This window comes from Nitrincola sp. A-D6, assembly GCF_000764495.1.
GTDB lineage: Bacteria > Pseudomonadota > Gammaproteobacteria > Pseudomonadales > Balneatricaceae > Nitrincola.
In genome coordinates this window covers 19,729-34,174 of sequence record NZ_JRLB01000033.1, presented here as the reverse complement: position 1 = coordinate 34,174, position 14,446 = coordinate 19,729, and the positions used below count along the sequence as shown (strand labels likewise).

Genomic DNA, 14,446 nt, shown 5'->3' with positions numbered 1-14,446 from the left:
GCATCAAACCTATGGCTGCCAAGGTCAAGGGATCCTGACCGGTCAGCGCAGAAAAAGTATCTGGTAAAATATTTTTCTGCTGCAGTGGCAGCTCTTCTCCCTGACTGTTAATACTGTATGCCAGGGTGTACTTCCAAGGCCAGACCATATTCAGAGAGCCCAGCATAAAGCCGCCTAGTAACGACAGAGTCAGCACTCGGTGATGAGCAAAAGCCCAACTCAGAAAATGTGAAAAGCTCAGCAGACCCGTCACGCACCCCAGTACAAATATGCCAATAAAATCCAGTTGAAACCCTTTAAGAGCCATCAGCACCGGGGCGTACATTCCCAGTAACAATAGAATAAAGCTACCGGAAATACCGGGTAAAATCATCGCACAAATAGCGATCATACCGGATAGAAAGATCATCAAATAGCCAGGATCAGCCACAACGGGTGTCATGGATGTAATCTGCAAAGCTACAACGGCACCGAGTAAAAACACCGCCATCACATTCAGGCTCAAACGCCCTGTGTGGCGCATAACACTCCAGGTAGACGCTAAGATCAATCCAAAAAAGAACGACCAAAGTAGTACAGGATGCTGATCCAGCAAATAAAGCACTACTCGCGACAAGGTCACCAGACTGATCACAATACCGCTGATCAACGTCAACAGAAAAGTCCCGTTAATGTGCGTCCAAAATGCCTTCAGACCCAGAGTAAACAGGATTTTCAAAGCCTCCGGACTACACTGGCGAATACTGTGAATGAGTTCTTCGTATATACCGGTTATAAAAGCAACCGTACCACCAGAAACTCCAGGAACAGCATCAGCCGCTCCCATCAGCATGCCTTTACCGGCTAAAACCACATAATCTTTCTTGCTTCGCTGCATTAATATCTCAATCCTTATCAGCGCACCAGCCCACTGAGCAGAGGCACAAACTTGACCCCTTCGAGCACTTCCGTCGTGTAGTTATCATCGTCATGACGTATAACCAGTTTCAATTGCTGCAGATCACCACCCACTGGAATAACCAGGCGACCACCCGGTGCCAACTGCTCAAGCAACTCCGCTGGCACCTCAGCCGGTGCGGCGGTCACCAGAATACCATCAAAAGGCCCGTTCTCCGGCCACCCCATACCACCATCGCTATGGCGCAACATGACATTGTAAAGTTTCAGTCGCTGCAAACGACTGCGGGCTTTTTCCTGCAGGGGACGAATGCGCTCGACACTATATAGCTGTTCGACCAACTGCGCCAGAATAGCCGTCTGGTATCCCGACCCGGTTCCAACCTCTAACACTGACTGCAGTGGCCCTCCAGCCAACAAAGCCTCGGTCATTCTTGCCACAGTATAAGGCTGCGAAATAGTCTGATTAAAACCGATAGGTAAAGAGGTGTCCTCATAAGCTCTATGTGACAAAGCTTCGTCAAGAAACAGGTGGCGCGGTGTTGCCAGAATGGTATCCAGAACACGCATATTGGCAATACCCTTTTCACGCAAGCGAGCTATCAGGCGCTCTCGGGTGCGCCGCGACGTCATACCAATACCCTGAAGATCCAGATCCATCACAGCGCCTCAAGCCAGCTGGCCAGATTATCCATACCAGAGTAATGGGTCATATCGATCTGCAGAGGCGTCACAGATACACAATTCTGCTCCAGTGCAAAAAAATCCGTACCAGGCTCGCGGTCAGCTACGTCACCAGCACCAGCAATCCAATAGCGCACTTTGCCGCGCGGGTCCTCTGTCGCTACCGGTAGATTAGCGGCCAGGCGATGCCCCAGACGGGTGACATGAATCCCCTGAATCTGCTCCATTGGCAAGTCCGGTACATTGATATTAAGCACCGTACGCGGGGCAATCACTAAAGAATCCAGCTTAGCTACAATGCTGCGAACGATTTCAGCCGCTGTGGAGAAGTGTTTAGGGTGAAAACTGTCCATGGATACAGCGATAGGCGGCAGACGACTGGTACGCCCTTCCATTGCTGCAGCCACCGTGCCTGAATAGAGAACATCATCACCCAGGTTAGCGCCCACATTAATTCCAGAAACCACGATATCCGGAACAAATCCATCCATAAACAACCCGGAGCGACCTAAATGCACGCAGTCAGTCGGCGTTCCATTAATACTGAAATATCCGCTGGTGTGGTGGTAGGTTTCCAGGGGACGATCCAATGTCAGCGAATTACTGGCACCGCTACGATTTCGATCTGGTGCTACCACGCAAACCGCCTCAGCATCCTTACGTAGCGCTTCTGCAAGAATGGCCAGCCCAGGTGCGTATACCCCATCATCATTGGAGACTAAAATCTTCATTTTTTCTCTCTGAATACCGTTACACAGTATTTTTAATTAGCACTTTGATACGGCTCATGTACGTCAGTTGAGCCGCCTAATACCGCTTTTTCATTATCTAGCTGGCATAGTTCACGCAATAAGCTGGTGGCAAAAGCACCAGCAGGCAAGCCAAAACTGACCTGCCAGGTCGTTTCTGATTCCTGCTGCAGCCGGGGTGCCTGTAACAGCACCCTGACGGCACGACGCTCCTGATTCAGACCCAGCGCTTCCAAACCAAGACACCAGTCTTGCCAGGGAGACAGTACCGACTGTTCAAACTCAGCCATGGTCTCGCGAGTCATCAAGCCACCTTGCCCCAGAGAGGCGCGGTCAGGTGCAGCTCACCCTGCTGCAGGCGCAACTGGCAGTCGGCATCCACTTCATTGCAGACAAAACAGCTCTGACTGGCATTAAGCATCAATACATCACCAGGGGCAACTGTGTTCCATATACCCTGTTGAATACGTGCCGACACTACCTGGTTATATAAAGCTGAACGCAAGGCCGAAATATAAAGACCGCGCTTCTGGCGATTGTGCTCCCGTAACTGCCCTGCAATCAGTAATTCGCCTTTACTGATATTGCCATAATTATGTCCAAATCGCTGCTCGCCAAAATAATTAGGCACACCTGAGATTTTCAACTGATTAAAGCGCTGCTGTAACTCATCCGGGTGGCTAACTTCACGCAGGCGCAGACTGAAACGATTACCTTTAAGCACACCCGTTTTCAGTTTGCGACCATGACGGGCCTGCCTGAGCACCTGAATCGAATCAGTCTCGAAAGCAGACCAATCCAACTGTGTCCCCAAAGGCTGGCGTACACTGAACCACTGATCAGTGACGGCATGGCGGTCTTTTTTACCGGCATAACCAATATCACGCGGATGACTTTGGGTAAAACGGGCCAGTTGCTGGGCAACCCAGTCGGTATTTTCGCCAGTCTTGCGAATCAACAGAAACTGATGCTCTCCAGCCCCATCCGGCTCAAAGCCGAGTTCCTCTTCAACACAAAAGTCTTCGGCAAATCGCCTGATAACCGCTGAGCCTGTCGGCGCCCCGAGTAAATAAGACTCTGACCGAGTCAGTAACAGATCTAACAGACTCAAGGCTGTAGCCTCCGACGTGTATCTGGCTCGATCAAGCGATAGAAAGTTTCACCCTCCTGAATCAGCCCCATTTCACTGCGCGCCCGTTCTTCAATGGCTTTCAATCCTTGTTTCAGGTCAGCTACCTCAGCTTCGAGTCGCTGATTACGCTCAGCCAACAGCTGATTTTCACGTCGCTGTTCCAGAATCGCCTGCTCCAGCTGCCAAACCTGACGCAGATTAGGATCTCCGAGCCAGAGCCGGTACTGCAGACCAGCCAACAGCAACAATAAAATAATAATTAACAGACGAAACACAAGGTTACCTGCCCTAAACAGAGGGATACACCCCCTTCAGACAGCCTGATAGCAAGTATCAGGCTTGACCTTTGATTTCAGACAAGCCGTTATACACTGCCTTATCACCCAGCTCAGCCTCAATACGCAGCAAACGGTTGTACTTGGCTACACGATCAGAGCGGCACAGAGAACCGGTCTTGATCTGTCCAGCCGCTGTTCCAACAGCCAAATCTGCAATCGTGGTATCTTCCGTTTCACCAGAGCGGTGAGATATAACCACTGTGTAACCGGCTTCTTTGGCCATACGAATCGCATCCAGGGTTTCGGTCAGTGAACCTATCTGGTTAAACTTGATCAGGATGGAGTTGGCGATACCTTTTTCGATACCTTCCTGCAGAATTTCTGTATTGGTTACAAACAGATCATCACCGACCAATTGAACCTTATCACCAATCTTGCGTGTCAGGTCAGCCCAGCCAGCCCAGTCAGACTCATCCATACCATCTTCGATAGAGACTATTGGGTATTTTTCTGACAGCATTTTCAGATAATCAGCAAAACCGGCCGCATCAAATACCTGACCTTCACCGGCCAGATCATACTGACCGGCTTTGTAAAATTCAGAGGCCGCACAATCCAGTGCCAGGGTCACATCTTTACCTAGTTCGTAACCGGCTTTCTCTACCGCTTCACGGATCACCACCAGGGCTTCTTCATTTGAGCCCAGATTAGGCGCGAAGCCACCTTCATCACCCACAGCTGTGTTCATACCGCGAGCTTTCAGAACTGCCTTAAGCGCATGGAAAATCTCGACACCACATCGCAGCCCTTCGCTGAAGCTGGTAAAGTTAACCGGCTGCACCATAAATTCCTGAATATCCACGTTGTTATCGGCATGTTCACCGCCGTTGAGGATATTCATCATCGGCAAGGGCATAGAGTACTGACCCGGCGTACCATTAATCTCGGCAATATGGGCATAGAGTGGCATGCCTTTGGCTGTTGCCGCCGCTTTAGCCGCGGCCAGGGACACCGCCAGAATCGCATTGGCACCCAATACAGACTTATTATCGGTACCATCAAGTGCCAGCATTTTACCATCCAGTGCACGCTGATCGGTGACATCCATACCCAACAGCGCTTGACGGATAGTAGTATTTACAGCAGCAACTGCTTTCAAAACGCCTTTGCCCAGGTAACGTGATTTATCGCCATCACGCAATTCCAAGGCCTCACGGGAACCGGTAGAGGCACCTGAAGGAGCACATGCACTGCCGACAATACCGGATTCCAGGATCACATCGGCCTCAACCGTAGGGTTACCACGCGAATCCAGAACCTCACGCGCTTTGATATCAGCAATCTTTGCCATAACTTTAACTCTCCACTTAAAAGGGTAACAAAACCTTAATTCTGCGCTGAATAATCCAGTGCGGCTTGAATAAACCCGGTAAACAACCCGTGGCCGTAACGAGGGGTAGACGTAAACTCAGGATGGAACTGGCAGGCTATAAACCAGGGATGATCCGGCACTTCAACCACTTCGACCAGCTCACCATCGGCTGAACGTCCGGCAATGCGCAGACCAGCTTTTTCCAAAAGTGGCACATAGTGGTTATTCACTTCATAACGATGACGGTGCCGTTCTCTGATTTCCGTAGTGCCATAGACTTGTGCTGAACGAGAGCCTTCAGTCAGATGACAAACCTGAGCGCCCAGGCGCATAGTGCCACCCAGATCGGTATCGTCACTGCGTTGCTCTACATTGCCATCCAGATCAACCCATTCAGTAATCAAGCCGATCACTGGGTGTGCTGACTGTTTATCAAACTCAGTCGAGTTGGCCTGCGCCAGTCCGGCAACATTTCGTGCATATTCAATAACAGCAACCTGCATCCCCAGACAAATACCCAGGTAAGGCACTTTGTTTTCACGCGCATAGCGTGCCGCCATGATTTTACCTTCAACACCACGCTCACCGAACCCACCAGGCACCAGTATAGCGGAAACATCCTTCAGGATTTCGGTACCCTCACGCTCGACTTTTTCTGAATCAATATAGTCGATACGGACTTTCTTACGTAACGCAATACCGGCATGAATTACTGCTTCGATCAGCGATTTATACGCATCCAGTAGCTCCATATATTTACCCACCATGGCAATGCGTACTTCACCATCCGGATTCAGGAAGCGATCAGAAACCCTATCCCACTCATGCAGATCGGCGGGTGGGCAGTCGATACGAAACCGGTCAATAACGATCTCATCCAACGCCTGCTCAAACAGCATACGTGGAATTGAATAGATTGACTGCGCATCCGGCAAGGAGATCACCGCACGTTCTTCGACATTGGTAAACATCGCCAGCTTACGCCGTGCAGAAGACGGTATAGGTTGCTCAGAGCGACACACGAGTATATCCGGCTGGATACCTATGGAGCGCAGCTCTTTTACCGAATGTTGAGAGGGTTTGGTTTTGGTTTCACCCGCTGTAGCGATATAAGGTACCAACGTCAGATGCATGAACAGGGCGTTATTGGCACCCACTTCAATACGCAATTGGCGGACGGCCTCAAGGAACGGCAGAGATTCAATATCCCCGACAGTCCCGCCTATCTCTACCAAAGCCACTTCAGCACCGCTGGCGCCCTCAATGACACGTCGCTTGATCTCATCGGTAATATGCGGAATCACCTGCACAGTACCACCAAGATAATCACCGCGACGCTCTTTGCGCAGCACGTGTTGGTATACACGGCCGGTGGTAAAGTTATTCCGCTTTTTCATAGTCGTGCGGATAAAACGCTCATAGTGCCCCAGATCTAGATCTGTTTCGGCACCATCATCGGTAACAAAAACCTCTCCATGCTGAAAAGGACTCATGGTACCTGGATCCACATTGATGTATGGATCAAGTTTGAGCATAGTGACCTTAAGGCCTCGGGCCTCAAGAATGGCTGCCAGTGAAGCTGAGGCAATACCTTTGCCCAGTGAGGACACTACACCGCCTGTGACGAATATATAGCGCGTCATGCGAAACCTGTAAAAGTCGTGATTTTAGGAGGGGTCAAGATGGTATTGCATACTAACAAAAAAATGGCTCGCCAGACAATCCAAAAGGTTGCCAGAGACAAGATAGATTCGATTTACCTACCCATCGCTGCGCTACGCAAATGCCCGGCACTATTAAAATACCCTCATTATCACACAGCAGCGGCCAGCTTTCTCTAAGCCAGGGAGGAACTCCAACCTCTTGAAATATTTGAGATAAAGTAACACTTACACCCCGACCAGCAGGGCGAAAACGCTCACCACCCTGACGGTATTTTAGCTGCAGGCTACAGTGATCGGCTATATCGCTCCCTTCAACCCGTAACACCCCCCCCGCTAGCGTTATGTGAGTACCTGGCGCCAATGCCAGCGCTTCAGGTGCTAAGGTCTTGGGTATCACAGAGGGCCGCCACAGAAACAAACGCTTCCTATAGGTACGCAATTGCAGATCTGCTTGCAACTGCAACAAGCGCTCCGGATTCCCCTGACCCTGTAGAAACTGGTAGCGCAGTTGCCGCAATGACTCTGCACCCAGCACCTGCTGATGATGATAATGCAACCAGTAGCGTAGCAAATTGTTCTGCCGCGCCTCGGATAAGCTCAACAAAGCAGGCACTTGCAGCACCTCTGGCATTTCCAGACAAACCGCTGCATCCTGCTCTGCCAACACCTGAAGTAATTCCCGAGCTTCGGTCATATACCCAGCCGTCTCTACCAACCGTGACACCGCTTTCGGCCAACGCTGCGTAATACTGGGCATTATCTGATGACGCAGGAAGTTACGTGCATAGTGCTGAGCGTTGTTGGAAGGATCTTCAATCCAATGCAGTTCACGCTGGCGAGCCCAGCTTTCCAGATCGTTTCGCGTCAGTGACAGAAAAGGACGCACCAACCTACCCTGACCCAACGATCGCTCCGCCGGCATAGCTGATAAACCGGCCACTCCAGCTCCGCGAATCAAGCGATACAACAAGGTTTCAGCCTGATCATTGGCATGATGTGCCATCAACACGGCATCACCTGGCTGCATCAGCTGAGTAAAGGCCTGGTAACGTGCATCACGGGCAGCCGCTTCCGAGCTACTTTGCGGTGCTACCCGACACAGGTGAAAATCTACTCCCAGTTGTGTCGCATAATCACGGCAACTCTCTGCCCAGGCTTCAGCGGCAGACTGTAAGCGTGATGCACATGCACAGCCAGCAAGCCAGTAGAGGGTAAGGCTTCGGCAGCAGCTGTCAGCAGAACCTGGGAATCCAGGCCGCCACTGTAAGCAATCAACCAACGTTTAACCTGTGGGAAGTAACCGGGTAAGCGAGCCAACAGATCAACTGGATCATTCATACCCGGTACGAAACACGACTCAGAACGAGCCGGCTCCATAAGACATAAGGCGTTTATAACGGCGTTCAACCAGCGTGTCGACGTCTAACTGCCCGAGTCGCTCTAGTGACGCCTGCAGCTGCACCTTCAGACTGGCAGCCATATCAGTCGGATTACGGTGAGCACCACCTAAGGGTTCAGGGATAACCCGATCCACCAGGCCCAGCTCATGTAAACGTTGCGAGTGAATACCCATAGCTTTGGCTGCATCAGGAGCACGCTCAGCACTTTTCCACAAAATAGAGGCACAACCTTCCGGTGAAATGACCGAATAGGTACCATACTGCAGCATCAGCAGCTCATCACAAACGCCAATTGCCAGCGCACCGCCTGATCCACCCTCACCGATCACAGTAGAGATAATCGGCGTTTTCAACTGTGACATTTTTGCCAGATTAAAGGCGATAGCTTCAGACTGGCCGCGCTCTTCCGCATCAATGCCAGGGTAAGCACCAGGTGTATCAATAAAGGTCAGTACCGGTAACCTGAAACGCTCAGCCATTTCCATAATCCGCAACGCCTTGCGATAACCTTCAGGGCGAGGCATACCAAAATTGCGGCGTACTTTTTCTTTTACTTCACGGCCCTTTTGATGACCAATAACCACTACAGGCACCCCATCCAGGCGTGCAATACCCCCGACAATGGCCGGATCATCAGCAAAATGACGATCACCGTGAATCTCATCAAAATCATCAAATGCCATAGCCAGGTAGTCCAGCGTATAGGGGCGCTGGGGGTGACGAGACAGTTGAGATATTTGCCAGGCGGTCAAATCACTGAAAATTGAGCGTGTCTGACGATTGCTTTTTTCCTGCAGATTATTGATCTCTTCGGACAGATTCAGATCTGCATTACCAGCACCGACATGGCGTAACTCATTGATTTTGGCCTCCAGCTCTGCAATTGGCTGTTCAAAATCGAGATAGTTTGGATTCATGCGCTTCCAGTTCTGCGTTAGTCAAAAATTAAAATTCATTTATACTGAGATTCTACCTGCTGCGCGGGCCGATCACCAGTCTGATAGCGGCTGAACCACTCAGTTATCAGGCCAGACCAGACGTACCGCTGGATTACCGAAGATCTCTTTCAAGGCGATAATCTGATCATCAGAAGGCTCCGGATGCCACGCATCACCCAGCAGCAAGTCCCCTTCGGCATCAGTACTACGAAAACGCACAGCCAGTGGCAACTTGTCCGCAGCCTGACGTGTACTGGCCAGACAGTCGCTTAGCTGGCGCAACCGTTTGGGCGTCAACGAAGCCTGATCACAACAGATTTCCAGTCGACTGGCATGGCGCGCCCTTGCCTGAGTCACATTCATAACACTCTGACCACGCACGCGCACGCCGCCATTATAGTCATCCGGAGCGACCTCACCTTCGATCACCAGTACCACATCTTTATTGATCAAGTGCCGCGAGGCTTCATAGGTATCGCCAAACAGGGTCATTTCCATGCGCGCGCTGCGATCATCCAGGGTTAGTATGCAAAGATTATCGCCTTTCTTGGTTTTTTTGATACGCAGATCAACTACCAGCCCAGCCATTTTCTGGGTACGCCCACGCTGTGGCTGAATGTCCACCAGCTTACGACTCACCAGGCGAGACAGTTCAGGCTCATACTCGTCGATAGGATGTCCGGTCACATACAGGCCAAGGGTTTCTTTTTCCCCCAGCAAACGCTCTTTATCAGTCCAGTCACGTACCTGGGTAAATTCAGCATAAGGATCAGTCGTCGTCTCTTCTACCACTTCACCAAACAGATCGAGCATACCGGCATCGGCATTCCGGGCGGCCTGATCAGCTGTCTGCAAGGCCGCACCAATCGCCTGCCAGAGCACCGCACGCCTGGCGCCAAGTTTATCCAGCGCACCGCTGCGCACCAAGGCTTCCATCACCCGTTTATTCAGGCGCTTAACGCCACCCGCGCACAAAAATCGAACAGATCGGCAAAATCCCCGCCTTGTTGACGCGCATTCATGATGGCTTCAACCGGCCCTTCGCCAACCCCTTTAACAGCACCCAGTCCGTAAACGATTTCACCGGCATCATTTACGGTAAACATGAATTCACTGGCATTGACGTCAGGCAGATTAACGGTCAGTTTCATCTGCCGACACTCTTCAATGAAGATCACCACTTTATCGGTGTTCTGCATATCCGACGAGAGTACGGCGGCCATAAAGGGAGCTGGATAGAACGCTTTTAACCAGGCGGTCTGATAAGACACCAGCGCATAGGCTGCCGAGTGCGATTTATTAAAACCATAACCGGCAAACTTCTCTACCAGATCAAAGATACTGCCGGCAAGACCGACATCAATGCCTGATTAACCGAACCATCCAGGAAGAACTGGCGCTGTTTCTCCATCTCTTCGGCTTTCTTTTTACCCATGGCACGACGCAACAGATCGGCTTCACCCAGTGAATAGCCCGCCATCACCTGCGCAATCTGCATGACCTGCTCCTGATACAGGATAATACCGTAGGTCGGTTCCAATACCGGTTGCAGGCTATCAAGCTGATAATCCGGATGCGGCCAGGCCAGCGGTGCCCGTCCATGCTTACGGTTGATAAAATCATCCACCATGCCTGACTGCAAAGGACCGGGACGAAACAGCGCTACCAGGGCGATAATATCTTCAAAACGGCTGGGCTGCAGGCGACGAATCAGGTCTTTCATACCGGAGGATTCCAGCTGAAACACGGCTGTAGTTTCAGCACGCTGCAGCATTTTAAAAACCTGCTGATCCTCAAGATCGATACTTTCTATGGTGAGATCTTCCTCACCCTTACGCCGGCGCAGGTGATTGATGGTACGCAGAGCCCAATCAATAATCGTCAGGGTACGTAACCCCAGAAAGTCGAACTTAACCAGGCCGGCTTCTTCTACATCGTTCTTATCATATTGAGTGACCAGGCCCTGCCCCTGCTCATCACAATAGGTCGCCGAAAAGTCGGTCAGACGGGTGGGCGCAATCACCACCCCTCCGGCATGCTTACCTACGTTGCGGGTAATGCCTTCCAGCTTGAGTGCCATTTCCCAGATTTCGGCGGCCTCTTCACTGCCATCGATAAACTCCTTGAGCAAAGTCTCCTGCTCAATCGCTTTACCCAGTGTCATGCCGACTTCAAAGGGAATCATTTTTGATAGGCGGTCAGCCAAACCAAAGGGTTTACCCTGCACCCTGGCCACGTCACGCACCACCGCTTTGGCAGCCATCGTACCGTAGGTAATAATCTGCGATACCGCATCACGGCCATATCGATCAGCCACGTAATCAATAACGCGATCACGATTATCCATGCAGAAGTCGATATCAAAATCGGGCATGGAAACACGTTCCGGGTTCAGGAAACGCTCGAACAGCAGGTCATATTCAAGTGGATCGAGATCGGTGATTTTAAGCGCATAGGCCACCAGTGAACCGGCACCTGAGCCCCTACCCGGACCCACTGGAATATCGTTATCCTTGGCCCACTGGATAAAGTCCATAACGATCAGGAAGTAGCCGGGGAAACCCATCTGGATAATAATATCCAACTCAAACTTCAAGCGCTCATAGTAGACTTCACGTTTAGCAGCATAGTCAGGATCTGTGGACTCCAGAATAGTCTCTAGCCGAAACTCCAGACCATCGGCTGATACCTTGCGGAAAAATTCATCCATCGTCATCCCCTCAGGGATGGGGTATTCCGGCAGATAGTAAGTCCCCAGCTCAATCTCTATATTGCAACGACGCGCGATGGCGACACTGTTGCTGATGGCTGATGGCAGGTCGGCAAACAGTTCGGTCATTTCCTGACTACTGCGAAAATACTGCTGTTCAGAGTAATCACGCGGACGCGAAGGATCAGCCAGGGTACGGCTCTGGTTAATGCAAACCCGCGCTTCATGGGCATCAAAATCATCCGCATACAGGAACATCACTTCGTTAGTTGCCACCAGAGGACAGCCGGTTTGGCTGGCCAGCTCGGCACTGGCATGAACCAGCTCCTCATCGCCAATACGCCCGGTACGCTGTATTTCCAGGTAAAAAGCATCTGGAAACACCACCATCCATTCTTGCAACAGGGTAACTGCCTGATCCACATGCCCTTCCAGAAGCGCACGCCCGACCTCACCACGTGAGGCACCCGACAGGGCGATCAGCCCTTCCGCTTTCTCTTTAACCCACTCACGCCGCACCAATGCCCGCTCATCCTGCAGCGACTGACCTTCAGCGTAAGCACGTGACACCAGCTCCATCAGGTTTTTATAGCCACGGCCATTACGTACCAGCAGCGTCAATCGAGAGGGTTCAGCACTGTCGTCTTCAGGATGAGCCAGCCAGAGATCTACACCGCAAATGGCTTAACGCCTTCCGCCAATGCCGCCTTGTAGAACTTAATCAGCGCGAACAGGTTAGTCTGATCCGTTAAAGCAACAGCAGGCATCTGTTGTTTCGTTGCGGCGGCAACCAGCTTTTTGACCTTAACCAAGCCATCATAAAGTGAATACTCACTATGTACACGCAGGTGTACAAAGCTATCGGCGGTCATATCAATCAGCTCCTTCAAGGATTTCACGCACCGGTCTGAAACTACGCCGGTGTTCTAACAATGGACCCAAACGCTGCAGTACCTGCAGGTGTTCCCGGGTAGGGTAGCCTTTGTGACGGTCGAAACCATAGTCCGGATACTGCTGATGCAGCTCAACCATCTGGCGGTCACGGGTGACCTTGGCCAAAATTGACGCGGCACTGATACAGGCGTGACTGGCATCACCACCGACAATCGCCTCAGAGGGCATTGGTAGTTTGGGGCAGCGATTACCATCCACCAGCACCCGGTCCACCTGACAGGTCAACGCCAGCACCGCACGCTGCATCGCCAGCATGCTGGCATGCAGTATGTTCAACTGATCAATTTCCTGCACTGTCGCGCTGGCAATGGCGTAGCCCAGCGCACGTTCACAGATCTGCTCATAGAGGGCATTACGGCGCTTTTCAGAAAGCTTTTTTGAATCCTTCAAGCCATCAATCGGATTCAGCGGATCCAACACCACAGCAGCGGCCACGACCTCGCCGACCAGAGGTCCACGGCCGACTTCATCAACGCCAGCCACCCATAGTATCGATGCTGTCATAGCACTACCTGCTTATCACGCAGCAAGGCTTCCACTGCATCAGCCGCTCGCTGACTGGCACCGCCACGCAGACTTTGATGTATCTGCGTATAAGCCGTCGTGAGTTGCTGGCAAGCTTTGGGGTCTGACAACCAGCGTTCCAATTCGTCGCACAAACGCTCAGGCGTGACAGCATCCTGCAGAATTTCAGGCACCAGTGATTTTTGCGCCAACAAATTTGGTAACGAAATCCAGCGACTTTTTACCAGGGATGAAATAATACGGTAGGTGAGTGGTGCCATCTTGTACGCAACCACCATCGGCTTTTTACAGAACAAGGCTTCCAGCGTGGCGGTACCCGAGGCAATCAGAATAGCATTGCTGGCCGTCATCACCCGATCCGATTGCTTTAATACCAAGCGTATGGGCAGATCCGAAAACTCTGTTTGTATCAAGGTTTGCAAACTGTCAAAGCGTGCCTGGTTGGCGGCCGGAATCAGAAATTCAACCGAGGGCCGTCGACTATGCAGCAATCTGGCAGCCTGCAGGAACGGCTGCGCCAAACGCCCCACTTCGCCCCCGCGGCTCCCAGGTAGTAATGCAATGACACAGGCATCCTCAGCCACACCCAGAGCTTTTCGCGCGGCTTGGGTATCCGGTTCTAAGGTAAATTTATCCGCCAATGGATGGCCAACAAACGCCACCCGCTGCTGGTTATCGCGGTAAAAATCCGCTTCAAATGGAAACAGGGTCAGCATCAAATCGGTACTGCGTTTGATCCCTTCAACCCGTTTGCGCCGCCAGGCCCAGACGGATGGACTGACATAATGTACGGTATGAATACCGGCATCATGCAGTTTGCGTTCCAGTCTCAAGGTAAAATCCGGTGCATCTATGCCGATCAACAGATCGGGCGGAGTTGCCCGCCAGCGCTGCACCAACTGCCGTCGGATACCCAGCAACTCGGGCAAACGTCCAAGCACTTCGGTTAGGCCCATCACTGACAAGCGCTCCATCGGGAACAGACTGTGAAAACCCTGTGCCTGCATCAGCTCGCCACCTATGCCCTCAGCCTGAAGATCGGGATAGCGCTGTTTCAGCTCAGCAAGCAGCCCAGCACCAAGGATGTCTCCAGAGGCTTCACCGGCTACCATAGCGATACGAAGGGGTGTAGACACGTGAGCC

General features: G+C 51.6%; 12 protein-coding genes and 1 pseudogene. All 13 read right to left on the bottom strand.

Annotated features, from left to right (window positions below; translation table 11 throughout):
• A partial coding sequence (locus LH51_RS06615) for a DUF368 domain-containing protein (RefSeq protein ID WP_052063529.1) occupies positions 1–877 on the bottom strand: 877 nt, incomplete at its 3' end.
• A 17-nt stretch (positions 878–894) separates the two neighbouring features.
• Entirely contained in the window at positions 895–1,557 is a 663-nt protein-coding gene (locus LH51_RS06610) for a protein-L-isoaspartate(D-aspartate) O-methyltransferase (protein WP_036520871.1), read from the bottom strand.
• On the bottom strand, positions 1,557–2,312 hold the full coding sequence (gene surE, locus LH51_RS06605) for a 5'/3'-nucleotidase SurE (protein ID WP_036520868.1): 756 nt from the start codon (positions 2,310–2,312) through the stop codon (positions 1,557–1,559). Before surE ends, LH51_RS06610 begins: the two co-directional genes overlap by 1 nt.
• Positions 2,313–2,344: 32 nt before the next feature.
• On the bottom strand, positions 2,345–2,635 hold the full coding sequence (locus tag LH51_RS23500) for a tRNA pseudouridine(13) synthase TruD (protein ID WP_268746539.1): 291 nt from the start codon (positions 2,633–2,635) through the stop codon (positions 2,345–2,347).
• Positions 2,635–3,441, bottom strand: coding sequence for a tRNA pseudouridine(13) synthase TruD (gene truD / locus LH51_RS06600; RefSeq protein WP_268746538.1), 807 nt, complete (start codon positions 3,439–3,441; stop codon positions 2,635–2,637). Before truD ends, LH51_RS23500 begins: the two co-directional genes overlap by 1 nt.
• On the bottom strand, positions 3,438–3,737 hold the full coding sequence (gene ftsB / locus LH51_RS06595) for a cell division protein FtsB (protein WP_036520866.1): 300 nt from the start codon (positions 3,735–3,737) through the stop codon (positions 3,438–3,440). The genes truD and ftsB overlap by 4 nt, the downstream gene beginning before the upstream one ends.
• A gap of 58 nt (positions 3,738–3,795) precedes the next feature.
• Positions 3,796–5,091: a phosphopyruvate hydratase gene (gene eno, locus LH51_RS06590; protein WP_036520864.1), complete on the bottom strand. Its 1,296-nt coding sequence runs from the start codon at positions 5,089–5,091 to the stop codon at positions 3,796–3,798.
• Positions 5,092–5,126: 35 nt separating this feature from the next.
• The gene (locus LH51_RS06585; protein WP_036520862.1) at positions 5,127–6,755 is read right to left on the bottom strand and encodes a CTP synthase; all 1,629 of its coding nucleotides are present in this window, start codon (positions 6,753–6,755) and stop codon (positions 5,127–5,129) included.
• Between the two features lie 52 nt (positions 6,756–6,807).
• On the bottom strand, positions 6,808–8,055 hold the full coding sequence (gene tilS / locus LH51_RS24110; RefSeq protein ID WP_081960712.1) for a tRNA lysidine(34) synthetase TilS: 1,248 nt from the start codon (positions 8,053–8,055) through the stop codon (positions 6,808–6,810).
• A 78-nt stretch (positions 8,056–8,133) separates the two neighbouring features.
• The gene (gene accA, locus LH51_RS06575; protein ID WP_036520861.1) at positions 8,134–9,093 is read right to left on the bottom strand and encodes an acetyl-CoA carboxylase carboxyl transferase subunit alpha; all 960 of its coding nucleotides are present in this window, start codon (positions 9,091–9,093) and stop codon (positions 8,134–8,136) included.
• 99 nt (positions 9,094–9,192) lie between these two features.
• A pseudogene (gene dnaE, locus LH51_RS06570) lies at positions 9,193–12,696 on the bottom strand (DNA polymerase III subunit alpha).
• Position 12,697: 1 nt separating this feature from the next.
• Complete coding sequence (gene rnhB, locus LH51_RS06565) at positions 12,698–13,282, bottom strand: ribonuclease HII (protein ID WP_036520859.1); 585 nt, start codon at positions 13,280–13,282, stop codon at positions 12,698–12,700.
• On the bottom strand, positions 13,279–14,439 hold the full coding sequence (gene lpxB / locus LH51_RS06560; RefSeq protein WP_036520857.1) for a lipid-A-disaccharide synthase: 1,161 nt from the start codon (positions 14,437–14,439) through the stop codon (positions 13,279–13,281). Before lpxB ends, rnhB begins: the two co-directional genes overlap by 4 nt.
• Positions 14,440–14,446 lie beyond the last annotated feature (7 nt).

Coding starts and splice junctions, on each gene's coding strand:
- accA (WP_036520861.1), bottom strand. CDS start 9,093: ATGAATCCAAACTATCTCGATTTTGAACAGCCAATTGCAGAGCTGGAG.
- surE (WP_036520868.1), bottom strand. CDS start 2,312: ATGAAGATTTTAGTCTCCAATGATGATGGGGTATACGCACCTGGGCTG.
- rnhB (WP_036520859.1), bottom strand. CDS start 13,282: ATGACAGCATCGATACTATGGGTGGCTGGCGTTGATGAAGTCGGCCGT.
- LH51_RS06585 (WP_036520862.1), bottom strand. CDS start 6,755: ATGACGCGCTATATATTCGTCACAGGCGGTGTAGTGTCCTCACTGGGC.
- LH51_RS23500 (WP_268746539.1), bottom strand. CDS start 2,635: ATGACTCGCGAGACCATGGCTGAGTTTGAACAGTCGGTACTGTCTCCC.
- eno (WP_036520864.1), bottom strand. CDS start 5,091: ATGGCAAAGATTGCTGATATCAAAGCGCGTGAGGTTCTGGATTCGCGT.
- LH51_RS06610 (WP_036520871.1), bottom strand. CDS start 1,557: ATGGATCTGGATCTTCAGGGTATTGGTATGACGTCGCGGCGCACCCGA.